Genomic DNA, 24,698 nt, shown 5'->3' on the forward strand with positions numbered 1-24,698 from the left:
CTCAGGCCCGGGGTTCATCCCCCGGGTTGCGGCGCCGCCAGTACCAGGCCAGCAACGAGCCGGACAGGTTGTGCCACACGCTGAACAGGGCCCCGGGCAAGGCGGCGCTGGCGGAGAAATGCTTCACCGCCAGCGCCACCGCCAGCCCGGAATTCTGCATCCCCACCTCGATGGCCAGGGTGCGCGCCCGCGCCCGATCCAGCCGCAACAGCCGGGCACCGCCGTAGCCCAGGCTCAGCCCCAACAGGTTGTGCAATATCACCGCCAGCATTACCAGCAGGCCACCGTTGGCGATGCGCTCCCGGTTCAACGCCACGATCACGCCGATGACCAGCACGATGGCGACCACCGACACCAGCGGGAAGACATTGCGCACCGGCGCCAGCCGGGCACTGAACAGGCTGTTCAGGAAGGTGCCCGCCGCCACCGGCAACAGGATGATCTTGATCAGGGAACCGAGCATGGACGCCACCGGCACGTCGATGGCCTGGCCCTGATAAAGCCACACCAGCAAGGGCGTGGCCACCACCGCCAGCAGCGTGGACACCGAGGTCATGGCGATGGACAGGGCCACGTCCGCCCGCGCCAGGTAGCAGATCACGTTGGAGGCGGTACCGCCCGGGCAGGCACCCACCAGCACCAGCCCCAGCACCCATTCCGGCGGCAGGCCCAGCAGCACGCCCACCAGCAACCCCACCAGAGGCATGATCAGAAACTGCAACGCCACCCCGGCCCCGATCACCGCCGGACGCTTGCCCACGTCGGCGAAGTCCGCCCAGGTGAGCGTCATGCCCATGCCGAACATGATCAGCATAAGCAGCGGCACGATGGCCCAATCCAGGGTCGCCAGCCGCTCGGGAAAGGCGAACGCGACGGCGGAGAACAGAATCGCCCAGAGCGGGAACAGGCGGGTGAGGGTTTGTATCATCGGTGGCCTCTCCATGGAGCCCGCGCCTTCGGTGGGGTACGGTGCGGGAGCGACGTCAGTCGCGATTATCGAAGCCCATTATCGCGACTAGATTCGCTCCTACCGTGGACCCGGGCGGGGTCAGTCGCCGCCGCGGGCCTTCACGGACTCGAAGTCCTCGTTTCTCAGTTCCGGCAGTTTCTCGTCGCAGCCCTGGATGCCCTGGCGGCGCAGGTTCTCGCAGACCCGGTCCAGCTTGCCGTCCACCGCGTGCAAATGGTCCAGCAGGGCGCCGATGGCCTCCGCCACCGGGTCCGGCATGTCGTTGCTGACGCCGTAGGCCTGAAAGCCGATCTTGTCCGCCATTTCCTTGCGGTTCTTCTCCTGCTCGGTGGCCGGCTGGCCGATCACCCGGCCGGGGATGCCGACCACGGTGGCGCCCTCCGGCACCTCCTTGGTGACCACGGAATTGGAGCCGATCTTGGCGTTCTTGTGCACCGTGAACGGCCCCAGCACCTTGGCGCCGGCGCCCACCACCACGCCGTCTTCCAGGGTCGGGTGGCGCTTGCCCTTGTCCCAGCTGGTGCCGCCCAGGGTGACGCCGTGGTAAAGCGTGACGTCGTCGCCGATCTCGGCGGTTTCACCGATCACCACGCCCATGCCGTGGTCGATGAAGAAGCGCCGGCCGATGCGCGCGCCGGGGTGGATCTCGATGCCGGTGAGCCAGCGGCTGAAGGTGGAAATCAGCCGCGCCAGCTGCTTGAAGTTGCGCCGCCACAGCCAATGGGCCAGCCGATGGAACAGCACCGCGTGCAGGCCCGGGTAGTTGAGCAGCACCTCCAGGGTGTTGCGCGCCGCCGGGTCGCGGTGAAAGACGGACCCGACGTCCTCTTTGATTTGCTTGAGCATAGTTACCTCGAATCCGGGCCCCGCAGGCGCTTCTCCAAAGCCACCAGGGTACCGCGCAGGATGCTGATCTCCATTTTGTCCGGGCGGGCGCGCAGGAACAATCGCCGCATGCGCGTCATCACCTGCCCGGGCTGCTCCGGGTCCAGGAAGCCGCTGTCTTCCATGACCCGCTGCAGATGGTCCAGGAACTGCTGGACCGCCTGGTTACTGGCCGCCGGCTCATCCCAGAACATCTCCGGCAGCGGCATCTGCTCGCGGCGCGAGCGCGCCTCGGGCAGGTCCGCGTCCTCGCCCACCAGGGCCAGACGCAGTTCATAGGCCATCAGCTGGATGGCCGAGGCCACGTTGAGCACGCCATAGTCCGGATTGGTGGGCACGGACACGTGCAGATTGCAGCGGTGCAGTTCGTCATTGGTGAGCCCCCGGTCCTCGCGGCCGAACAGCACCGCGATGCGGGTGTCCTCCGGTTCCCGGGCCAGCTGCGCGGTGAGCTGGCGGGGCGTCAGGCAGGGCCAGGGGATGCGCCGCTGGCGGGCGCTGGTGCCGATCACCAGCGTGGCGCCTTCCAGGGCCTCGTCCAGGGTCTCGCAAACCCGGGCCGCGGCCAGCACGTCGCCGGCGCCGGAGGCGCGGGCGGTGGCCTCGGCGCTGGGGTGGATTTTCGGCGCCACCAGGCGCAGATCGCTCAGGCCCATGGTCTTCATGGCCCGGGCGGCGGCGCCGATGTTTCCCGGATGGGTGGTTTCCACCATCACCATCCGCACCTTGTCGAGCATGTCGGTTGTCCGCGTCGGTCGTGGGGGCGGGATTCTAGCAGATAACGGCCTGCCCTCCTTCCTTCCGCTCTGTTACAATCCGCCTCCCGTCCGGCCCCGCCACTCCGTGGGGCCCGCTCTTTCAAACCGATAGGATGAATGCATGCACGCGCCGCAAGTGAATATCGCCCTGCGAGCCGCCCGCCAGGCGGGCACCCTGATCCGCCGCGCGGCGGAAAACAGCGACCCGCTGAAAGTGGATCGCAAGGGCGCCAACGACTTCGTCACCCAGGTGGACAAAGCCGCCGAGGCACGCATCATCGAGGTGATCCGCAAAGCCTATCCGGACCACGGCATCCTGGCCGAGGAAGGTGGCGAGCAGCCCGGTCGCGGTGAAGGCGCCGATTACCTGTGGGTGATCGACCCGCTCGACGGCACCACCAACTTCATCCATGGCTTTCCCCAGTACGCGGTGTCCATCGCCCTGAAGATCAAGGGCCGGGTGGAGCACGGCGTGGTCTACGACCCGCTGCGCGAAGAGGAATTCACCGCCAGCCGGGGCCGCGGCGCGGCGCTCAACGGCCGCCGCATCCGCGTTACCGGCCGGGCCAGCCTGGAAGGCGCCCTGATCGGCACCGGCTTCCCGTTCCGCAAGGATCAGATGCCCTACCTGGATGCCTATATGGGCATGTTCCGCGCCATCGCCGAGGACGCCGCCGGCCTGCGCCGCCCCGGCGCCGCCGCCCTGGACCTGGCCTGGCTGGCCGCCGGCCGCACCGACGGCTTCTTCGAGCTGGGCCTGCAGGAATGGGACATGGCCGCGGGCACCCTGCTGATCACCGAAGCCGGCGGCCTGGTGGGCGACCTGGCCGGCGGTCACAACCACCTCAGCCGTGGCAACCTGGTGGCCGGCACCCCCAAGGTGTTCAAGGGCCTGCTGCAGAAGATCAAGCCGCACCTCACCGACAGCCTCAAGCGCGGCTGAGCCGCGCTCGCCCCCGACCTGCCTCCTTCCGTAGGAGCGGCTTTAGCCGCGATAGCTTCCCGTGATTGGGCGGCGCTATCGCGGCTAAAGCCGCTCCTACGCCGTTTAGAGACGTAAAAGCCTGCTTCAAGGGATAGGACTGGCCGTAAAGCTCTGCTAGCGTTAAAAGGAGCCTCTGAATAACGCCTTACGTACTCAGGCTTACAGGCTGGCCCACAATCAAGGCGCCCTTTTGAAGGCAGGCTGGGTGCCTGTCGAAAAAGGGGAACGACGAGTGTGGGCCAGCCTGTAAGCCCCGCAGGGCGCGGCCTGAAGTGCACTGCCGCCGCGCCTTGCCTCTTGGAAAGGGCACCACCCTGTCCGTCGAGACAAGACACAACGGCAGTGCACTTCAGGCCACGCTGAGCACGTAAGGCGTTATTCAGAGGCTCCTTGATATCGTTTGCGCGAAGATGCTTCTTCAGGAGAGCCCGATGAGCCAGTTTCAACTGAAAGACAAAGACCTGTTCCGCCAGCAGTGCTACATCAATGGTCAGTGGTGCGACGCCGAGGACGGCGCCACCATCGATGTGGACAATCCCTCCACCGGCGAGATCATCGGTCAGGTGCCGCGCATGCAGGAGGCGGACACCCGTCAGGCCATCGCCGCCGCCGACCGCGCCTTCCCGGCCTGGCGTGACAAGACCGCCGACGAACGCGCCCAGCTGCTGTACCGCTGGTACGAACTGATGATGGAGCACCAGGACGACCTGGGCGCCATCATGACCCTGGAGCAAGGCAAACCGCTGGCGGAATCCAAGGGCGAGATCGCCTACGCCGCCTCCTTCCTGAAGTGGTTCGCCGAGGAAGCGCGCCGCCTGTACGGCGACACCATTCCCGCCGCCAAACCCGGCCAGCACATCGTGGTGATCAAGCAGCCGGTGGGCGTCACCGCCGCCATCACCCCCTGGAACTTCCCGGCCTCCATGATCACCCGCAAGGCCGGCGCCGCCCTGGCCGCCGGCTGCACCATGGTGGTCAAGCCGGCCAGCGCCACCCCCTACTCGGCCCTGGCCCTGGGCGAGCTGGCCACCCGCGCCGGCATCCCCGCCGGCGTGATCAATGTGATCACCGGGTCCGCCTCCGCCATTTCCAAGACCATCACCAGCTCCCCGGTGGTGCGCAAGGTCAGCTTCACCGGCTCCACCGAGGTGGGCAGCCAGCTGATGGCGCAATCCGCGGAACACATCCAGAAGATTTCCCTGGAACTGGGCGGCAACGCGCCCTTCCTGGTCTTCGACGACGCCGACCTGGACAAGGCGGTGGAAGGCGCCATCGCCTCCAAATTCCGCAACACCGGCCAGACCTGCGTGTGCGTGAACCGCTTCCTGGTGCAGGACGGCGTGCACGATGCCTTCGTGGAGAAGCTCAAGACCGCCATCGAAAAACTGAAGGTGGGCGACGGCTTCGAGGACGGCGTCACCCAGGCGCCGCTGATCAACAAGGGCGCCGTGGACAAGGTGCTGGAGCACATCAAGGACGCCCGCGAGAAAGGCGGCAAGGTGATCCTGGGCGGCGAGCCCCATGAGCGCGGCGGCAACTTCGTGCAGCCCACCCTGATCGTGGACGCCACCCAGGACATGGAATTCTGCGTGGAGGAAACCTTCGGCCCGCTGGCGGCGGTGATCCGCTTCAAGGACGAACAGGAAGGCATCCGCCTCGCCAACGACACCCCGTTCGGCCTGGCCTCCTACTTCTACAGCGAGAACATCCACCGGGTGTGGCGCGTGGCCGAGGCCCTGGAAGCCGGCATGGTGGGCATCAACGAGGGCCTGATCTCCAACGCGGCGGCGCCGTTCGGCGGCGTCAAGGAATCCGGCCTGGGCCGCGAAGGCTCCAAGTACGGCCTCGAGGAATACTGCGAGATCAAATACCTCTGCATGGGCTGAACCCCGGACCGTAGGAGCGACTTCAGTCGCGAAAAGGCGGCCAAAGCGGAACACCGCCCGGCCGCCCCTGCGGGATGAGCGTTCTGATCGGGAGTGGTTATGACCGATTCACACCGCATCGCGCTGTTACCCGGCGACGGCATCGGCCCGGAGGTGATGGCGGTGGCCGAGGCGGTGTTGAAAACACTGATCCACGGCCACCGGTTGCCCCTGGACTACGAGGTGCTGCCCTGGCCGGCCACCGACTGGCACCGCCGGCACGGGGAAATGATGCCGGAGGATGCGCTCCAGCGGCTGCGTGGCTACGACGCCCTGCTGCTGGGTGCCCTGGGCGACCCCGGGCCCCTCAACGATCCTGACCGGTACCGGCTGTCGGACGGCGTTTCCCTGGCGCCGCTGCTGACCCTGCGCAAGGGCCTGAATCTGTGGGCCTGCGAACGGCCGGCCCGCTTTTACCCCGGCACCGTCCAGTACCTGGCCGATCCCCGCGCCCGGGACCTGGACATGCTGGTGATTCGTGAAAACAGCGAAGGCGAGTACGCCGGCCAGGGCGGCCGGCTGCGCGCCGGCACCCGCGATGAAATCGCCACCCAGCTGGAAGTATTCACCTACGCCGCCACCGAGCGTCTGATCCGCCACGCCTTCGAACGTGCCCGGGCGCGCCGCGACGAGCGGGACCGCGAACAGCGCCCGCGCACCTTCACCCTGCCCGACGGCGCCACCCGTGAGGCGCAGGTGTGTCTGATCACCAAGCGCAACGCCCAGGCGTTCTGGGGCGACCTCTACGACCGGGTGTTCGAGGAAGTGGCCGCGGACTATCCGGACATCGCCACCCACCATGAACTGGTGGACGCCGCCGCCATGAAATTCGTGCAGGCGCCCTGGCGTTTCGACGTGGTGGTGGCCAGCAATCTGCACGGCGACATCCTCACCGATCTGGCGGCGGTGCTCGCCGGCGGCCTGGGCGTGGCGCCCTCCGCCAACCTCAATCCTTCCGACCCGGACCAGCCCGCCCTGTTCGAGCCCACCCACGGCTCGGCGCCGGACATCGCCGGCCAGGGCGTGGCCGATCCCCGGGCCACCCTGTTCAGTCTGGCGCTGCTGCTCCACTGGCTGGGTGAAAAAAACGCGATTTTTTATGGCGCGGCGCGTCATTTGCATGAGACGCTGACAGCGGACCTGGCCGGCCAACACCCGGCCAGCGGCACCGACGCGATCGGTGTGCGGATTCAAGGCGCCCTGGGCGGGAACCTCTGATCCGGTCTTCACGCAAGGCCGGCCTCCCCGCCCGGGTTCATGACGTGGGAGGAGCAAGCCATGAATCATCTGTCTCCATTGCTGGTGCAATCCAGCGGGATCTGCGCGGAACGCGGCGAAGGGAGCTGGCTCTACGACGGTGAAGGCCGTCGCTGGCTGGACTTCACCTCCGGCATCGGCGTCACCGCCACCGGCCACTGCCACCCCAAGGTGGTGGAAGCCGCCCAACGGCAGGTGGCCACCCTGGTGCACGCCCAGTACACCACCGTGACCCACCCCAACATGCTCCGGCTCACCGATCGCCTCTACGAACACCTGCCCCGCGCGCTGGACGCGGTGGCGTTCGCCAACTCCGGCAGCGAAGCCATCGAAACCGCCCTGCGGCTGGCCCGCCAGGCCACCGGGCGCCCCAATGTGATCGCCTTCACCGGCGGCTTCCACGGCCGCACCCTGGCGGCCGCCTCCATGACCACCTCCACCACCAAGGTGCGCAGCGGCTGGCATCCGCTGATGGCCGGGGTCTGCTTCAGCCCGTTCCCGCACAGCTACCGCTACGGCTGGAGCGAGGAAGAGACCGTGGACTTCTGCCTGCGCGAGCTGGACCACCTGTTTCTGACCCAGACGCTGCCGGCGGACACCGCCGCCATGATCGTCGAGCCGGTGCAGGGCGAATACGGCTACTACCCGGCGGGCACCCGCTTCATGCAGGGCCTGCGGGAGCGCTGCGACCGTCACGGCATCCTGCTGATCGCCGACGAGATCCAGGCCGGCTACGGCCGCACCGGGCGCTTCTGGAGCCACCAGCATTTCGACGTGCAACCGGACCTGCTGGTGACCGCCAAGGGGCTGGCCAGCGGCTACCCGCTGTCGGCGGTGGCCGGCAGCCGGGCGCTGATGGCGGAAGGCTGGCCCGGCTCCCAGGGCGGCACCTACGGCGCCAACGCGGTGGCCTGCGCCGCCGCCCTGGCCACCCTGGACGTGATCGAGCAGGAAGACCTGGTGGCCCGGGCCGCCGCCGAGGGCGACCACCTGGCGCAACGTCTGGACGCCCTGAAAGCCGAGTACGACTGTGTCGACGAGGTGCGCGGCATGGGCCTGATGCGCGGCATGGAAATCGGCGCCGGCCCGCGCCAGCCGGACGGCGAGCGCGCCGCCGCCGTGCTCAAGGCCGCCGAACGCAACGGGCTGCTGCTGCTGCGCTGCGGCACCCATGGCCAGATCGTGCGCTGGCTGCCGCCGCTCACTGTCAGCCGCGAGGAAATCGACCGCGCCGTGGACCTGTTCCGCGACGCCCTGGAGGAAACCGCATGAGCGACACCCGGGTGACCGTGCTGCTGGCGCCGGACGAGCCGCCGCTGCCGGGCCTGAAGGCCCTGAACGGGCTCGCCCGGGTGCGCCAGCTGCAGGGCGACGACGGCCTCGCCGAGGCACTCGCCGACACCGATGTGCTGGTGGTCACCGACTTCCGGGTGGAGGCCCTGGAGGCGGCCTGGCCGGACCCCTGCCCGATCCGCTGGGTGCACGCCACCAGCGCCGGCGTCGACGCCCTGATGATTCCGCCGATCCGCGACGGCGACTTCCCGGTGACCAATGCCGCCGGCCTGTTCGACCGGGGCATCGCCGAGTACGTGCTGGGCGCGGTGCTGCTGTTCGCCAAGGACACCCTCACCAATCTGTCCCGCCAGCGGCAGCGACGCTGGGACCACCGGGAAACCGCCCTGATCCGGGGCGCCCGCGCTCTGGTGGTGGGGGCCGGCTCCATCGGCCGCGAGGTGGCCACCGTGCTGGGCGCGGTGGGCATGGAGGTGGTCGGCACCGCCCGCCGGCCCCGCGATCACGACCCGGCGTTCTCCCGGGTGCACGGCCAGGAGGACCTGCCGGAGCTGCTCGGCGAAGCCGATTACGTGATCGTCACCGCCCCGCTGACCCCGGACACCGAGGGTCTGTTCGACCACCATCATTTTCACCTTATGAAACCCGGGGCGGTGTTCATCAATGTGGGGCGCGGCGCCATCGTGCGCACCGCCGCCCTGATGGATGCCCTGGACGGCCATCTGGCCGGCGCCGCCCTGGACGTGTTCGAGCAGGAGCCGCTGCCGGCGGACCACCCGCTGTGGGGCTTCGACAATGTGATGCTTTCCGCCCATATGGCCGGCGACTTTATCGGTTGGCGCCGGGCCCTGGGTGAGCAGTTCGTGGACAACTTCAACCGCTGGCGGCTCGGCGAGCCGCTGGCCAATCCGGTGGACACGGCGCGGGGATACGGACGCCGTTGAAGGAGGAGGAAAGCCATGGCCGAAGACATCAGGGCACTCACCGCCACGGCGCTGAAGCGCGCCTTCGAAAGCGGCGAGCTGTCGCCGGTGGAGGTGGCCGCCGGCCTGCTTGACCATGTGCAGCATCACGATCACGCCCTCAACGCCTGGTGCCTGATCGACCGGGACACCACCCTGGCCGAGGCCGGCGCCGCCGAGGCGCGCTACCGCAAGGGGGAACCCCGGGGCCTGCTGGACGGCATCCCGGTGGCGGTGAAGGACGTGTTCCTCACCCCCATGTGGCCCACCCTCAAGGGCTCGCGCACCATCGACCCGGACAGCACCTTGAACAAGCGCTCGCCGGCGGTGGCCGCCCTGGAACGCCACGGCTATGTGCCGCTGGGCAAGACCACCACGCCGGAATTCGGCTGGAAGGGCATCACCGACAGCCCGCTGTGCGGGCCCACCAACAATCCCTGGAATCCGGAGAAAACCGCCGGCGGTTCCAGCGGCGGCTCGGCGGCGGCGGTGTCCGCCGGCATGGCGCCGCTGGCCCTGGGCACCGACGCCGGCGGCTCGATCCGCATTCCCGCCGCCTTCTGCGGCATCGTCGGCCATAAGCCCACCTTCGGCGAGGTGCCGCACTGGCCGGCCAGCCCCTTCGGCACCCTCGCCCACGCCGGCCCCATGACCCGCTCGGTGGAGGACTGCGCGCTGATGATGCAGGTGCTCACCGAGGCGGACAGCCGCGACGCCCAGGCGGCGCCGCGCCGCCAGGTGGACTATCTGGCCGCCCTGGCCGGCGACCTCAAGGACCTGCGCATCGCCTACAGCAATAATCTGGGCTATGTGGACGTGGACCCGGACATCGAACGGGCCACCGCCGAGGCGGTGGCGGTGTTCCGCGAGCTGGGCGCCACCGTGGTGGAAGTGGACCCGGGCTTCAGCAACCCGCTGGCCGCCTTCGGCCATCTGTTCTACGGCGGCGCCGCCAACGCCTGCCGGGACCTGGGCCCGCGCAAGCGCGCCCTGATGGACCCGGCCCTGGTGCAGGTGGTGGAGAAAGCCGAGAAGCTGTCGATGCTGGATTATCTGGCGGCGGTCAACGAGCGCATGGCGCTGTCCGAACGCATGGCCGTGTTCCATCAGAAGTACGACCTGCTGCTCACCCCCACCCTGCCGATCACCGCTTTCGACACCAACCGGGAGGTGCCCCGGGACTGGCCCAGCACCCGCTGGCCCACCTGGACGCCCTTTACCTACCCGTTCAACCTGACCGGTCAGCCGGCCCTGTCGGTGCCCCTGGGGCTGGCCGGCGACGGCCTGCCCATGGGCCTGCAGATCGTCGGCCGCCGCTTCCAGGACGAACTGGTGCTCAAGGCCGGCCATCTCTATGAGCAGGCCCGTCCGTTCACCGGGCGCCCGCAGCTGGCGCTCGCCGGCCTGGAGGCGTGACCATGAGCAACATCAACCTGGATACGGACTTCTACGAAACCGAGGACCCGATCTGGAACCCGGCCCTGCTGACCATTCCGGTGCCCGGCATCCGCCGCATGGTGAACCTGGCGGCGACCATGGACGATGTGATCCATCTGTCCATCGGCCAGCCCGACCTGAAGCCACCGGAGCATGTGGTGCAGGCGGCGGTGGACGCGCTGCAGGCGGGCCAGACCGGCTACACCATGGACGCCGGCCTGCCGGAACTGCTGGAGGCGCTGGCCGAGTATTATGGCGAGCGCTATCACCGCACCCTGGCGCCGGAAAACATCATGATCACCACCGGCGCCACCGAGGCCATCTACCTGGCGCTCACCGCCACCTCGGCGCCGGGCCGCGAATTCATCGTGCCGGAACCCTCGTTCATGCTGTACGCGCCGCTGATCCGCATGAACGGCGGCGTGGTCAAGACCATCCCCACCCGCGCCGAGAACCAGCATCAGCTCGATCCCCAGGAAGTGATCGACGCCATCGACGCCAACACTTACGCCATCGTGCTGAACTCCCCCAGCAATCCCACCGGCACCGTCTATCCCCGGGAAACCGTGGAAGCCATCGTCCAGGAAGCGGCCTACCGGGGCGTCTACGTGATCAGCGACGAAGTCTATGACCACCTGATCTACGACGGCCGGGAATACCCCAGCGTGCTGTCCTGCTGCTCGGACCTGGACCACGTGATGGTGGTGTCCAGTTTCTCAAAAACCTTCAGCATGGCGGGCATGCGCATTGGCTGGCTGATGGCCAGCCAGGGGGCGATCAAGAAGCTGCGGCGCTACCACATGTTCACCACCACGGTGGCGAACACGCCCTGCCAGTGGGCCGGCGTGGCGGCCCTGCGCGGCGACCGGACTTTTATCGACGACATGCTCACGGAATACCAGCGCCGCCGCGACCGGCTGGTGGACCTGGTCCAGCAGACGCCGCACCTGACCGGCTACCGGCCGGACGGCGCCTTCTACCTGTTCCCGTCCCTGCCCGACGGCGTCAACGGCGGCAACGTGGCGCTGAAACTGCTGCGCGAGACCGGGGTATGCACGGTGGCCGGGGAAACCTTCGGCGACAGCTGCGCCAACGCCCTGCGCATCAGCTACTCCACCTCCCTGGACCAGATCGAGGCGGCGTTCGAGCGCATTATTCCGTGGATGGAAAAACAGGACTGGTGAAGAGGAAAAAGAGACAGCCGTGGGAGCGGTCGCCCGACCGCCCCCACGGCTCATGACCGCTCAGGGCATTTCGTCGATTTCTTCCTTCTCGGGGATCAGGAAGTCTTCCTTGGACACGCCGAGGGTGAACAGCAGGTTGGCGACCACGTAGATGGACGAGTAGGTGCCCACGAAAATCCCCACCAGCAGCGCCTCGGAGAAAGCGCGCATCACCTCGCCGCCGAAGAAGAACAGGGCGATCAACACCAGCATGGTGGTGAAGGAGGTGTTGATGGTCCGGGTCAGGGTTTCGTTGATGGCGCCGTTGACGATCACATGGGGGTCGGTTTCCCGGGTGTTGCGGAAATTCTCGCGGATGCGGTCGGCCACCACGATGGAGTCGTTCAGCGAGTAGCCGATCAGCGCCAGCACCGCCGCCAGCACCGTCAGATCGAACGGCCAGCGCAGCAGTGAGAACAGCCCCAGCACGATGATCACGTCGTGCAGCAGCGCCGCCACCGTGGCGATGCCGAACTTGTTGGTGAACCGGAACCACACGTACACCAGCATCAACCCCAGCGCCATCAGCAGCGCCAGGCCGGACTGGTCGCGCAGTTCATCGCCCACCTGCGGGCCGACGAACTCCACCTGCTTGAGCTGCAGCCCGTCAATGCTGCCGGCCAGGGACTGGAACACCCGCTGGCCCACCTGGTCCGCCTCGATACCGTCCTGGGGCGGCACGCGGATGCTCAGGTCCCGGGACGAGCCGTACTGCTGCACCACCGCGTCCTCGAAGCCGGCCTGCTCCAGGGTGTCGCGGGCACCGGCGATGTCGATGTCCGCGGGGCTTTCCACCACCACGTTGGTGCCGCCGGTGAAATCCAGCCCCAGGTTCAGGCCACGGGTGGCGAGCAGAATGATGGACGCGATCACCAGGCAGATCGACATCACGCCGAGCACCTTCCGCACGCCCATGAAATTGATCATTTTCTTGCTGTTGGACATAGTCTTGCTCCCGGACATGACCGCCTCAGATGCTCAGTTTGGACGGCGCGCGCGCGCCGCGACCGTAGGTCATTTCCACCATCGCGCGGGTGCCGATGATGGCCGTGAACATGGACGAGAGAATGCCGATGAACAGCGTCACCGCGAAACCCTGCACCGAGCCGGTACCGGCGGAGAACAGGATCACCGCGACGATCATGGTGGTGATGTTGGCGTCCAGAATGGTGGTGAAGGCACGGTTGTAACCTTCGTCGATGGCCTCGCGGGGGCGGCGCCCGTTGCGCAGTTCCTCGCGGATGCGTTCGTAGATCAGCACGTTGGCGTCCACCGCCATGCCCACCGTCAGCACGATGCCGGCGATGCCCGGCAGGGTCAGGGTGGCGCCGGGGATCAGCGACATGACGCCGACGATGATCACCAGGTTACCGAGCAGGGCGATGTTGGCGAAGATGCCGAACACCTTGTACCAGACCAGCATGAACACCAGCACCAGGGCCATGCCCAGCACCATGGACTTGAGGCCCGCCTCGATGTTCTCGCGCCCCAGGCTCGGGCCGATGGTGCGTTCCTCGACGATGGTCACCGGCGCCGCCAGCGAACCGGCGCGCAGCAGCAGCGCCAGCTCCGAGGCCTCCGCCGGGCTGTCCAGACCGGTGATGCGGAAGCGGCTGCCCAGGGTGTCCTGGATGGTGGCCACATTGATGACGTAGCGGTCGGTGGTGCTTTCCGGCACCTGACGGCGCTCGCCGTTCTCGCCCTCGACGGTCTTCATTTCCGTCTTGGTCTCGATGAACAGCACCGCCATGGGGTTGCCCACGTTCTTGGAGGTGACCCGCTGCATGCTGCGCGCGCCGGTGGAGTCCAGCTCCACGTTCACCTGGGGCGACCCGCTCTGCTGGTCGAAGCCCATCTGCGCGTTGGTGACCTGGTCACCGGTGGCGATCTTGGATTTTTCCAGGATCACCGGACGGTTGTTCTGGTCGCGGAACGGGAAGATCTCGGTGCCCGGAGGCGCGATGCCGGTGGCGGCGCGCTGGGCGGAGTACTGATCCGCCACCAGACGGAACTCCAGGGTCGCGGTGCGGCCCAGGATGCGGCGGGCCTGGGCGGCGTCCTGCACGCCCGGCAGCTGCACCACGATGCGGTCGGCGCCCTGGCGCTGCACCACCGCTTCGGCGACGCCCAGTTCATTGACCCGGTTGTTGAGGGCGGTGCGGTTCTGCTCCACCGCGTAGTCCTGCAACTCTTCCAGGGTGGACGCGTTCAGGGTCAGCGTCAGACGCGGGCTTTCCTCCGCCTGATTCAGGGTGAACTCCGGCAGGGCGGTGCGCAGCGGCGCCCGCGCCGCGTCGGCGGCCACCTGATCGTCGAAGGTCGCCACCAGCTTCTGGCCGTCGATGGCCACGTCCCGGTAGCGGATACCCTCGTCGCGCAGGGCCATCTTGGCCTGGCCGGACCAGGCTTCCATGCGCTGCCGGATCACCGTTTCCATGTCCACCTGCAGCAGGAAATGCACGCCACCGCGCAGATCCAGGCCCAGGTTCATGGGCGAGGCACCGACGGCGCGCAGCCATTGCGGCGTGGTGGGCGCCAGGTTGAGCGCCACCACGTAGTCGTCGCCCAGGCGATCGCTGAGCAGTTGCCGCGCCCGCAGCTGGTCATTGGTGCTGTCCAGCCGTACCAGCCAGGAAGTATTGACGGCTTCGCCGGGGCCATGTTCCACCCCGGCCTGGTCCAGCGCCTCGGCCACCTGGCGGCGTACCGACGCGGGCACCTCCTCGCCGGCGGCATTGGCACTGATCTGAACGGCGGGAACGTCCGGGAAGATGTTCGGCAGGGCGTAAAGGCCGCACCCCAGAAGGACGGCCAACAGCAGGAAGAATTTCCAGCGCGGATAGCGGGTCATAAGGCGTTACTTCAAATCGATTTGATGGTGCCCTTGGGCAGCGTGGCCTGGACACTCTGTTTTTGCAGCTTGATTTCCAGATTGTTGGCGATCTCGAGCACCACGAAGTCGTCGGTGACCTTGGTGACCCGGCCCAGAATGCCGCCGCTGGTCATTACTTCGTCGCCTTTGTTCAGGCTCTGCACCAGGTTCTTGTGCTCCTTGGCGCGCTTCTGCTGCGGGCGGATCAGGAAGAAGTAGAACACCACCACCATCACCACCAGCATGATCAGCTCGATGCCGCCACCACCGGGTGCGGCGCCGCCGGTCTGGGCGTGCGCGGGAGAAATCAACCAGTTCATTACGTTACTCCACGTTATCGTCGTTAAAGCGCGGGTACGGGACGGCCCAGGGCCGCGTAGAAGTCACTAATAAAGGCGCTCAATGTACCCGCTTCAATAGCCCCCCGCAATCCAGCCATCAGGCGCTGGTAATAGCGCAGATTGTGGATGGTGTTGAGCTGCGCGCCGAGCATTTCGTTGCAGCGATCCAGATGGTGCAGATAGCTGCGCGAGAAGTGCCGGCACGTATAGCAATCACAGTCTTCTTCCAGGGGCCCCAGGTCGTGGCGATGGCGCGCGTTGCGAATCTTGATCACGCCTTCGGCGGTGAACAAATGGCCGTTGCGCGCGTTGCGCGTGGGCATCACGCAGTCGAACATGTCCACGCCGCGGCGCACCGCCTCGACAATGTCTTCCGGCCGCCCCACCCCCATCAGGTATCGCGGCCGTTCACCGGGCATGTGCGGTGTCAGTTCGCCCAGGGTACGCAGCATCTCCTGCGGCGGCTCGCCAACGCTGAGGCCGCCGATGGCATAGCCGTCGAAGCCGATGTCGGTGAGGCCGGCCAGTGATTCCCGGCGCAGCGCGTCGTACATGCCCCCCTGTACGATGCCGAAACAGGCCGCATCGTTCCCCAGGTCGTCGAAATGGGCCCGTTTGGACCGCTCCGCCCAGCGCAGGGACAGCCGCATGGAGTCCGCCGCCTCCTTTTCCGTGGCCGGAAAGGGGGTGCACTCGTCGAAGATCATGCAGATGTCGCTGCCCAGGTCGCGCTGCACGCGCATGGCGATCTCGGGACCCAGCTCGATGCGGTCGCCGTTGATCGGGCTGCGGAACACCACGCCCTGCTCGGAGATCTTGCGCAACTCGCCGAGGCTGAACACCTGAAAGCCACCGGAATCGGTGAGGATCGGTTTGTCCCACTGCATGAAGCCGTGCAGACCACCGTGGGCGCCGATCACCTCGGTGCCGGGGCGCAGCATCAGATGGAAGGTGTTGCCCAGACAGATCTCCGCGCCGATGTCGGCCAGGTCCCGGGGCAGCATGGCCTTGACCGTGCCGTAGGTGCCCACCGGCATGAAGGCCGGCGTTTCCACGGTGCCGCGCGGGAAGGTCAGACGGCCACGCCGGGCGCGGCCGTCGTTGCCCAGCAGGTCGAAGGTCAGTCGTGACATCAGGCCTCCCCGTCGCCGTGCCCGGCGCGTTCGATAAACATGGCGTCCCCATAACTGAAGAAACGGTATTGCTCTCGCACCGCTTCCCGGTAGGCCGCCAGCACCCGCTCACGGCCGGCGAAGGCGCTGATCAGCATCAGCAGCGTGGAGCGGGGCAAATGGAAATTGGTGACCAGGGCGTCCACCTGCCGGAAGCGATAGCCCGGGTAAATAAAGATGTCGGTCTCCGCCTCGCCGGCGCGCAGAGCGCCGTCCGCCGAGGCCGCCTCCAGGGCACGCAGGGCGGTGGTGCCCACCGCCACCACGCGGCCGCCACCGGCACGGGTGGCCGCCACCTGCTCCACCAGCGGCGCCGGCACCCGGAACCGCTCGCTGTGCATATGATGGTCCTCGACCCGGTCCACGCGCACCGGCTGGAAGGTGCCGGCGCCCACGTGCAGGGTCACGAAGCCGGTGTCCACGCCCTGATCGCGTAACTGATCCAGGAACGGCTCGTCGAAATGCAGCCCGGCGGTGGGCGCGGCCACGGCGCCCGGCTCCCGGGCATAAACCGTCTGGTAGCGTTCCAGGTCGGCGGCCTCGTCAGGGCGGTCGATATAAGGCGGCAGCGGCACATGGCCGATGCGCTCCAGGGCGTCCAGCACCGACTCGCACCCGGTGAACAGCAGATGGAACAGCTCGCCCCGCCGGCCACGCACCTGGGCGGCCACGCCCTGCTCGAAATGCAGCCAGCCGCCGGGCTTGGGCGACTTGGAGGCGCGCACATGGGCCAGCGTCTCGTGGCCTTCCAGCAGCCGCTCCACCAGCACTTCCACCCGGCCGCCACTGTCTTTCTGCCCGTGCAATCGGGCCGGGATCACGCGGGTGTCGTTGAACACCAACAGATCACCGGGGCGCAGGTGGTCGGCCAGATCGGGGAAGCGACGGTGCCCGAAACCGTCCCCGGTCAGGGTCAGCAGCCGGGCGTCGCGGCGCTCGGCGGGCGGATGACGCGCGATCAGCGCATCGGGCAGCTCGAAATCGAAGTCGTCTACACGCACGGAACCGTCCTCACCGCTTGCCGCTTTTTCCGCTCTTGCCCTTCGCGCCGCCCTTGGCGGCGGCGCCGGGCCGGGGCAACACCACGGTGGCGGTGAGCGACAGGCGGTCATGCAGGGTCTGGTGCGGGTGCACCAGCACCACCAGATAACCGGCGCCGAGGGTCAGCCAGGACAGCCCGGCGGCGGCGAAACGGGCCACCGTCTGCCAGAAACGCATGGGGCCGCCCCGGTAGTCGCGCACCTGCAGGCGCCAGGCGCGCATGCCCAGGGTCTGGCCGCCGTGCAGCCAGAACCAGGCGTAAAAGGCCCAGGTTTCCAGGATCAGCAGCGGGAACAGCACGCCGCGCAGCACCATCGGGTCGGCGCGGGTGACGCCGTTGATGTCCTGCACCGGCAGGCCGGTATGGTTATAGAGAAGCACGAACAGGCCGGCGCTGACGAACCACAGGGCGATCACCAGGAAGCCGTCGTAAACCAGGGCCATAAAGCGTTTGAGCAAACCGGCGGGTTTGGCGTCTTCAATCATGGGGGCTCCGACGGGCGGACCAGCGTCTGGCGACGAACGGATACGGAATAAAAAGCCCGCGTTTAGCGGGAGCTTCGTTTCATGCTGGGTAGCAGAGCGGGACTTGGCCCAATGCGCGAGTGTAGCAGAAACCGATTCAAAACCGCCAATGATCCGCCACCGGGCGCCTCTTGCCCAGACCCACTTCTGGCGAACTTTCTGTCGTGATCAATCCAAAGACCGCGCCTTGCCGGAGCGGGGTTCACCGAGGCGCCGATGCTCCGGGGCCTGACGTTAGAGCCATAGGGGCGCCGATCAACCGTATTCAGTCCGCACATCGTGCCGGCGCTCCTTTAGCACCGCGTCCCGGATCATGCGCCAGACAAAATCACCTATCTCCTCTAGCGTGTAGCGACCATCGTCGCTAAACCAGGTGGCTACCCAGTTGAGCGCGCCGAGGCCTATAAGCCGCAGCAAATCAAGATCCACTTCCTTTCGAATTACCCCTTTCTCCGCCAGTGACTTGAGCATAGTCGCCCAGAGGGACTCATAACGGTCGCGCAACTTGATCATCTCCTTACGTGCCTCGCCGCGCAGAGAACGCCACTCAAACAACAGTACATAGACCATGTCCGAGCCGCTGACCAGCATCTGAAGGTGCGCATTGATGCCTCTACGCAACTGCTCCACGGGTTCCGCCGCACCGGCCACGGCTTCGGAGACAGCAGTCGAGGTTTGCTCCAAACCAAGGCGCATCAGATCAACAAGAATATCCTCCTTGGCCTGATACCGGTAATGAAGGCTGCCGGGCAGCAAATTACACGCTTTTGCGATTTCTTTCACCGTGGTCCGGTCATAGCCCTGCTCACGAAACAGTCGAGCGGCGGATGTCAATACAAACTGACGATCAGACCGGGCCGGACCGGCCGGGCGCTTTTTTCTCATGGTTTTTCTCCTCCGGCCTCGGGGTACGGCGCGAATCCGAATTGCGAGAGTCCATTGCCTGCGTCAGACCGACGACTTCCCCGTAATGGCTCGTCACGCCGAAGATCCGCGCGGCCCGCTGATTTTCTCACAAGTCATCGGCTAAGCACCACCGGCCTTGGTCAGCTGGCCAGGGAGGAGGTCCGGGCCGTGTACGGTCTGCGTCGCACCGAATGCCGATGCTGCTTCGGTATCATGCCTTATACCAACGATTTCAATTCGGTGCTCGGATCTTTCAATGCTTCAACATCGACGTCCTTGCCTTGATATACAAGCTTCTTCCCGACCATGAAGGCCATGGGCAGATTTACCGCGTCAACGGCCACCAGCCGGCTTCCGCGTAAATAGAATACCACAAACGCTTCATCCGAGGGATCACCGCGAACCACCCGCTGATCGTGGTTTTGAGATAACCCCACCATTTGTAAGCGTACGTTAAACTGGTTCGACCAGAACCACGGCACGCTTGTGTAGGGCACGCGCTCACCCATAAGCGTCGCCGCCGCAGTACGAGCCTGATCGACGGCATTCGCCACGGACTCAAGTCGTTGCATCTTTTCAAATAACAGATTCCGGTGGCGGGTACAGTCGCCGATCGCCAGGACAGCGGGATCCGCGGTACGAGTAAACTCGTCAACGACAATACCGTCATCACAGGGCAAGCCCGCGGCCTCGGCTAGAGCGGTTTCCGGAAGAACACCGATGGAAACAAGCACGATATCGGCCGGCACGATACCGCCGTTCGCCAATCTCACGCCCGTCACACAACCTTGCTCTCCCGCTTCGAAGCCGGTAACCGCGGTGTTCAAACGTACGTCCACGCCGGCGTCAGTATGCTTGGCGTAAAAGAATGCGGACATTTCCGGCCCAGTAACCCGTTGCATAAGCCGATCAGCGGCTTCCAGTACGGTGACATCGACGCCGCTCTTGTTTGCGCTGGCGGCGACCTCGAGACCGATATAGCCGCCACCCACGATGACCAAACGTTTCCCTGCAACTAATTGTTGGCGCAAGTTATCCGCATCGGCTATATCATGCAAATAGTGAATGCCTTTCAAGTCCGCTCCCGGCGCATTCAAACGCCGAACACGCGATCCCGTGGCCAGGACAAGTTGATCGTATTTCAAGGTGCTCTGGTCCGACAACCGGATGATTTTGTTGTTTCGATCGATTTGCACGACTCGCACACCGAGCCGCAACTGATGACCCGCCTTTTCATATATTGAACTTGGCTTCAAATACAGTGAACCCTGATCAACTTCGCCTGTCAGGTAATTCTTGGACAGAGGCGGGCGCTGATAGGGTGGGTGGGGCTCTTCGCCCACCAGAATCACTTTATGCTGATATTTCTTTTGCAACAGTGTTGTCAAAAGCGCTCCCGCCGCGTGCCCGCCGCCAACGATGACCGTCGTTTGTTTCTGATTGTTCGTCATAGCCTATCTCTTTTCTACTGTGCCTTGGGGTCCGATTTCACGATTACAAACGCCATGGGGACGAGCACGCCGCACTCAATACCGCGATCGGCCGCGGGAAACCTTGAAATCCTCGAGAATCATCTCGGCCCCCTTCTCGCCAATCATGGTCGCCGGCTGATGAGTATTTCCGCCCACCAGGGTCGGCATAACGGAAGCATCAACCACCCGCAGGGACCGGAGGCCATGCACGCGCAGTCGGGGATCGACCACCGCCATTGGATCCAACCCCATCTTACAGGTACCTACAGGGTGGTAGGCCGACTCGCCGCTACGCCTCACCCATCTGGCGAGGTCTTCGTCACTGCGCAGCGTCGGTCCCGGCGATATCTCGACCTCGTGGTGAGACGCGAAAGCCGGCTGCTCCAGAATCCTGCGGACTAAACGCACCCCCCGAACGAGTCTCTCGACATCGGCGGGCTCAGCCATATAATTGGGGTCTATCAGCGGTGCCGCGAAGGGATCGGCACTGTGCAAACCGACGTGGCCGCGCGACAAAGGCCGGAGCCCATAAATCATCACGATGTAACCATAACCGCTCATCGCGGTCTTCATATCCCGCCCGTGATCAGCGTACAGCATCGGCCCGAAATGCAGTTGCAAGTCGGGGATCGGCTCTTCCGCACGGGAACGAATAAACCCACCGGCCTCGGCGCCGTTACTCGACAGTAAACCGCGACGACCGCTCAGATACTGCAGCAGGGCCCGAAGGCCCTTGAACCAGTAGCTCGGATGCATGGAAATGCTCTGGCGGTCGCGCGCTCTAACACGCACGAACACGTCGATGTGATCCTGCAGATTCCGTCCCACGCCCTCCAGCTCATGACGCAATTCAATCCCGTGCCGGGACAGTTCACCGCGCGGCCCGATTCCAGAAAGCATCAGCAGCTGCGGAGAATTAAACGCGCCGCCGCAGAGAACTACTTCGCGCCGGGCACGGACCTGAGCCAGCCCCTTCCCGCTCCGATATTCGACACCGGTGGCATGGCCGCCCTGGAGCAACACACGCGTGACGTGCGCTCCGCTGCGGACAGTCAGGTTGGACCGAAACGCCGCGGGTTCGAGATAGGCACGCGCATTGCTACAGCGCGCGCCGTCCTTCTGATAAACATAGTAGTAGCCCACGCCTTCCTGCTCACGTCCGTTGAAATCCGGGTTGCGCCGGTGGCCCGCCTGCATCGCCGCCTTGACGAACGCCGTGCTTAGCGGATTGGTATAGCGGCGCTCGGCAACATTAAGCGGGCCACCCCGACCATGAAACGCCGTTTCAAGAGCCGCCAACTCCGGCTCGAAATGTTCGGATCTTCGGAAGTAAGGCAACACATCGGCATACGACCACCCCTCGCAACCGAGCCGTGCCCACTCGTCGTAGTCCCGGGCATGTCCGCGAATGTAGACCTGCGCGTTCATGCCGCTGGACCCGCCGACCATCTTGCCTCGTGGCTGATATAAGGCACGGCCATACATGTGCCGTTGCGGCTCGGTATTGAACTGCCAGTTAACGCGACGACTGAAGATCAGCTGCAGAAAGCCCAGCGGCATATTCACGAACGGATTGCGGCGACTCTCCGGACCGGCCTCAAGCAACAGCACCGAATGGCGGCCGCATTCGGATAGACGGTTGGCGACGACGCATCCGGCCGAGCCCGCCCCAACCACGACATAATCGAACTGTTCGGATGACATCGGCTCCGGACGTGAATTCAATTTTTTGCGGTCAACTTGACCATTAGCTTGGAATAGCCCCGCACAAAGTTGGACTGCACACGCTCGGGCTCACCCACGACCTCTATGTTATCAAAGCGCTTGAGTAACTCTTCCCACAAAATCCGCAATTGCAACTCAGCCAGACGGTTGCCCATGCAACGGTGAATGCCGTAGCCAAAGGAAATATGATTCCGCGCGTCCTTTCGATCAATAATAAGCTGGTCGGGATTTTCGAACTTTCGTTCGTCTCTATTACCGGAGGCATACCACATCAACACGCGGTCCCCTTTCTTAATGGTCTGACCACGCAGCTCCACGTCCTGCGTGGCAACCCGGCGCATGTGCGCGAGTGGAGTTTGCCAGCGGATAATTTCCGAAACCATGTTCGGAATCAATTCCGGGTTTTTCTTCAGCTTGATGAATTCCTCGGGGAACTGATTCAGGGCCAGCACACCGCCGCTCATGGAGTTGCGGGTGGTGTCATTGCCGCCAACAATCAGCAGCGCCAGGTTGCCGATAAACTCCATCGGACGGTTAATCAAATCCCGGGTATCCTCGTTACTCTGTAGCATGCTGATCAAGTCGAAACCCGGAGGCTCGCCAGCCTTGCGTCGTGCCTCCTTGTCTCGCCAAAGCCTCGAGAATGACCAGGCCATGTCCGCGGCATCGTCAAACATGATGTCTTCGTCGGTAAACTCGCCACCAGTCGCCGAAGATGCTCCGGACAGTCGGTCCGACCAATCAACCAGCTTGTGACGCTGCTCGTAAGGGAAATCCAGCAACGTTGCCAACATACGCCCGGTCAACTCCTTGGACACTGCCGGCACCCAGTTGAAAGCCTTGTCCAGGGGCAGACTGTCGAGCACCTCGGCGGCGCGCTGCCGGATCAGCCCCTCCATTTCCTTGAGATTCTGGGGTGCCACCACACCTTGGACCGCCCGGCGTTGCACATCATGTTTTGGCGGATCCATGGCGATAAACATTTCCACCGACAACCCTTCCGGAGGATCACCCAGAATGATTTGTGGCTCGGAGGAAAAGAGCTCGTGATTCTTATCGACGAACAAAATGTCTTCATAGCGTGTCACCGACCAGAATGGCCCGAACTGGCTGCTTTTCTGGAAGTGCACCGGTGCCTCATCACGTAACCGCTTGAAATAGGCACCCCACTGATCTTGCCGATACAGAAAAGGGTTGCTGGTGTCAATATCCTCAAGTGCCAGGGTATTGACGTCAGGCACGGGCTGTTCGAGAAACTTGACCTGTGGGCGTGTTGACCCCAGTGCCTTTTTCTTCGCTTTCATCAGAGATTTGAGTGCCTTGATCTGTAAGTGCATAGGCACCAATCTCGATGTGGCATTAATCATCTTTGTTTGCATGGCATCGTTCGTGCCTGACTTGGTTGACATGGTGACCTCCCGCTACATCTGAAATTCAGGCAACAGAACGGTCATACCGTCCATCGCCTCAGTGGTTCGAATCTGACAGCCCAGCCGAGAAGTTTCTGCCCGCTCCGGAGTCATGGACAACATCTGCTCTTCAGCATCATTTATTTCCCCGGTCTTTCCGAACCATTCATCGGTCACTATCACGTGGCAGGTGCCGCAGGCGCATTCCCCACCGCAGTCTCCGTCGATGCCGGGCACAGCGTTATTAACAGCAACCTGCATCAGCGAGGAACCAGATTCAAACTCGGCAATGTGCTCGGTACTGTCATGCTCAATGAACGTAATCTTACCCAAGACCTTTCTCCAGCAAGTAACTTAATGACTGCATCGTGGTTGTTGATTCGCTTGCCGGGGAGGTCATTTATTGACACACTGGGGTCATTTAAAGACAGGCATGCCTATCAACGGACCGTATCAATGACACAGCAGAAGGGTGAACCGAAAGCTTCGGAAGGCGGCATTCCGTCGAACTATTCACGACTTATTGCCCGCGAGCTGGACTTAACCGTCAGCCAGCTACCCTCGTTGCTGCAAGGTACCGGTCTCGGTATCGCGCAATTTCTGGGCGAGGACAGTCTGCTCACGCCAGCTCACCAGGTGCGGATTTTACGCAATGCACTGGCGTTGTCGGGCCAGTTTGAGTTCGGCTTACGGCTGGGTAAGCGTCTGACCCCGGCGACCCACGGCGCCATCGGTTTTGCCGCCTCGAGCAGTCCGGACCTGCTCACCGCGCTACAGGCGATTCAGACATTCCTACCTACTCGCGCAAGCATCGTCGAGCTACACCTGCAGGAAGCTGAAGAACACCTGGAATGCCGACTGGACTTCCAAGTGCCGCTGGACGCGGATATCGAGCGTTGCCTGGCGGATACCATGATCGTGGTGCTGCTTGAATTCGGCGAGTTCGTTGTCGGTCGCCCACTACATGAGGCTGAAATTTGTTTTACCCACCGGACACCTGAGTACCACGCGATGTACTCGGACTACTTGCCCGGTCGCATTCGTTTTGGCTCCGATAAGTTCACACTAAAACTGCCGATGGCACTGTGCCTGGAACCGAACGCCTCCGCCAATCATGAAAATTACCGCCTGGCTCTTGAGCAATGTGAATCAATGCTTGCCGAGCTTCAGAACCACAAGCCCAGCTACCAGACCCGGCTTAAGAAGATGATGCTATCGAGACCCCCCGGTTCGCTCAGCGAAGACGAAGCAGCGGCCTCCCTTTTCATGAGCAAACGCACTCTCGCTCGCAAGCTCAAGGAGGAAAACAGTAGTTTTAGGAAAATTCGTGACGAAATCCTATCCCGGCAAGCGATCAGCTACCTGTGTGACAGCAAGCTTTCGATCGAAGCCATCGCCGCGTTGATGAACTATCATGACGGAGCCAATTTCAGGCGTGCCTTCAAGCGCTGGTTCGGTCTTTCGCCCGATCAGTACCGGCAGCACGCCGGTTCCCGGCACACTCTACCCCCTGCCCCCTAGTGGTCCGGTACCACGCTCC

General features: G+C 64.5%; 22 protein-coding genes. 8 read left to right on the forward strand and 14 right to left on the reverse strand.

Going from position 1 to position 24,698, the window contains the following annotated elements:
• Nucleotide 1: 1 nt before the first annotated feature.
• From IM760_RS02610 to IM760_RS02620, 3 genes are all read right to left on the reverse strand, one after another.
• A complete protein-coding gene (locus IM760_RS02610; protein ID WP_204427004.1) occupies nt 2-928 on the reverse strand; it encodes a bile acid:sodium symporter family protein in 927 nt (308 codons plus the stop codon).
• Nucleotides 929-1,048: 120 nt separating this feature from the next.
• Entirely contained in the window at nt 1,049-1,816 is a 768-nt protein-coding gene (gene cysE / locus IM760_RS02615; protein ID WP_204427005.1) for a serine O-acetyltransferase, read from the reverse strand.
• Between the two features lie 2 nt (nt 1,817-1,818).
• The gene (locus IM760_RS02620) at nt 1,819-2,592 is read right to left on the reverse strand and encodes an RNA methyltransferase (protein WP_204427006.1); all 774 of its coding nucleotides are present in this window, start codon (nt 2,590-2,592) and stop codon (nt 1,819-1,821) included.
• 142 nt (nt 2,593-2,734) lie between these two features.
• On the opposite strand from IM760_RS02620, the gene suhB reads away from it, so the two are divergent.
• From suhB to IM760_RS02655, 7 genes are all read left to right on the forward strand, one after another.
• Nucleotides 2,735-3,556, forward strand: a complete 822-nt coding sequence (gene suhB, locus IM760_RS02625) for an inositol-1-monophosphatase (RefSeq protein ID WP_204427007.1) — start codon at nt 2,735-2,737, stop codon at nt 3,554-3,556.
• 473 nt (nt 3,557-4,029) lie between these two features.
• The gene (locus tag IM760_RS02630; protein WP_204427008.1) at nt 4,030-5,484 is read left to right on the forward strand and encodes an NAD-dependent succinate-semialdehyde dehydrogenase; all 1,455 of its coding nucleotides are present in this window, start codon (nt 4,030-4,032) and stop codon (nt 5,482-5,484) included.
• Nucleotides 5,485-5,583: 99 nt separating this feature from the next.
• Nucleotides 5,584-6,741: an isocitrate/isopropylmalate dehydrogenase family protein gene (locus IM760_RS02635; protein WP_204427009.1), complete on the forward strand. Its 1,158-nt coding sequence runs from the start codon at nt 5,584-5,586 to the stop codon at nt 6,739-6,741.
• A gap of 60 nt (nt 6,742-6,801) precedes the next feature.
• Nucleotides 6,802-8,052, forward strand: a complete 1,251-nt coding sequence (locus IM760_RS02640; protein ID WP_204427010.1) for an aspartate aminotransferase family protein — start codon at nt 6,802-6,804, stop codon at nt 8,050-8,052.
• Complete coding sequence (locus tag IM760_RS02645; RefSeq protein WP_204427011.1) at nt 8,049-9,017, forward strand: D-2-hydroxyacid dehydrogenase; 969 nt, start codon at nt 8,049-8,051, stop codon at nt 9,015-9,017. The genes IM760_RS02640 and IM760_RS02645 overlap by 4 nt, the downstream gene beginning before the upstream one ends.
• A 15-nt stretch (nt 9,018-9,032) precedes the next feature.
• Nucleotides 9,033-10,451: an amidase gene (locus IM760_RS02650; protein ID WP_204427012.1), complete on the forward strand. Its 1,419-nt coding sequence runs from the start codon at nt 9,033-9,035 to the stop codon at nt 10,449-10,451.
• Nucleotides 10,452-10,453: 2 nt separating this feature from the next.
• Nucleotides 10,454-11,656: a pyridoxal phosphate-dependent aminotransferase gene (locus IM760_RS02655; protein WP_204427013.1), complete on the forward strand. Its 1,203-nt coding sequence runs from the start codon at nt 10,454-10,456 to the stop codon at nt 11,654-11,656.
• A 60-nt stretch (nt 11,657-11,716) separates the two neighbouring features.
• Here IM760_RS02655 and secF read toward each other — a convergent pair whose 3' ends face one another.
• The 11 genes from secF to IM760_RS02710 all read right to left on the reverse strand — a co-directional run bounded on the left by secF (nt 11,717) and on the right by IM760_RS02710 (nt 23,491).
• Nucleotides 11,717-12,640, reverse strand: a complete 924-nt coding sequence (gene secF, locus IM760_RS02660) for a protein translocase subunit SecF (protein WP_204427014.1) — start codon at nt 12,638-12,640, stop codon at nt 11,717-11,719.
• Between the two features lie 25 nt (nt 12,641-12,665).
• Nucleotides 12,666-14,546, reverse strand: a complete 1,881-nt coding sequence (secD, locus tag IM760_RS02665; RefSeq protein WP_204427015.1) for a protein translocase subunit SecD — start codon at nt 14,544-14,546, stop codon at nt 12,666-12,668.
• 11 nt (nt 14,547-14,557) lie between these two features.
• Complete coding sequence (yajC, locus tag IM760_RS02670; protein WP_204427016.1) at nt 14,558-14,887, reverse strand: preprotein translocase subunit YajC; 330 nt, start codon at nt 14,885-14,887, stop codon at nt 14,558-14,560.
• Nucleotides 14,888-14,910: 23 nt separating this feature from the next.
• Complete coding sequence (tgt, locus tag IM760_RS02675; RefSeq protein WP_410306839.1) at nt 14,911-16,041, reverse strand: tRNA guanosine(34) transglycosylase Tgt; 1,131 nt, start codon at nt 16,039-16,041, stop codon at nt 14,911-14,913.
• Nucleotides 16,041-17,081 carry a tRNA preQ1(34) S-adenosylmethionine ribosyltransferase-isomerase QueA gene (queA, locus tag IM760_RS02680; RefSeq protein WP_204427017.1) on the reverse strand — a complete coding sequence of 347 codons (1,041 nt, stop codon included), beginning with the start codon at nt 17,079-17,081 and terminating at the stop codon, nt 16,041-16,043. Before queA ends, tgt begins: the two co-directional genes overlap by 1 nt.
• A 10-nt stretch (nt 17,082-17,091) precedes the next feature.
• Nucleotides 17,092-17,607 (reverse strand): RDD family protein, encoded by a 516-nt coding sequence (locus IM760_RS02685; RefSeq protein WP_138774249.1) that lies wholly within the window; start codon nt 17,605-17,607, stop codon nt 17,092-17,094.
• Nucleotides 17,608-17,901: 294 nt separating this feature from the next.
• Nucleotides 17,902-18,531, reverse strand: coding sequence for a TetR/AcrR family transcriptional regulator (locus IM760_RS02690; protein ID WP_138774250.1), 630 nt, complete (start codon nt 18,529-18,531; stop codon nt 17,902-17,904).
• Between the two features lie 239 nt (nt 18,532-18,770).
• Nucleotides 18,771-20,003 carry an NAD(P)/FAD-dependent oxidoreductase gene (locus IM760_RS02695; RefSeq protein ID WP_138774251.1) on the reverse strand — a complete coding sequence of 411 codons (1,233 nt, stop codon included), beginning with the start codon at nt 20,001-20,003 and terminating at the stop codon, nt 18,771-18,773.
• A 75-nt stretch (nt 20,004-20,078) separates the two neighbouring features.
• Nucleotides 20,079-21,728 (reverse strand): GMC family oxidoreductase, encoded by a 1,650-nt coding sequence (locus tag IM760_RS02700; RefSeq protein ID WP_138774252.1) that lies wholly within the window; start codon nt 21,726-21,728, stop codon nt 20,079-20,081.
• A 17-nt stretch (nt 21,729-21,745) separates the two neighbouring features.
• On the reverse strand, nt 21,746-23,158 hold the full coding sequence (locus IM760_RS02705) for a cytochrome P450 (protein WP_116028211.1): 1,413 nt from the start codon (nt 23,156-23,158) through the stop codon (nt 21,746-21,748).
• 12 nt (nt 23,159-23,170) lie between these two features.
• Nucleotides 23,171-23,491: a 2Fe-2S iron-sulfur cluster-binding protein gene (locus IM760_RS02710; protein ID WP_014994420.1), complete on the reverse strand. Its 321-nt coding sequence runs from the start codon at nt 23,489-23,491 to the stop codon at nt 23,171-23,173.
• Between the two features lie 123 nt (nt 23,492-23,614).
• Here IM760_RS02710 and IM760_RS02715 point away from each other — a divergent pair, with 123 nt between their 5' ends.
• Entirely contained in the window at nt 23,615-24,679 is a 1,065-nt protein-coding gene (locus tag IM760_RS02715; protein WP_116028212.1) for a transcriptional regulator CypR, read from the forward strand.
• The last annotated feature ends 19 nt before the right edge of the window (nt 24,680-24,698 follow it).

Source organism: Alloalcanivorax marinus (assembly GCF_016906305.1).
GTDB lineage: Bacteria > Pseudomonadota > Gammaproteobacteria > Pseudomonadales > Alcanivoracaceae > Alloalcanivorax > Alloalcanivorax marinus.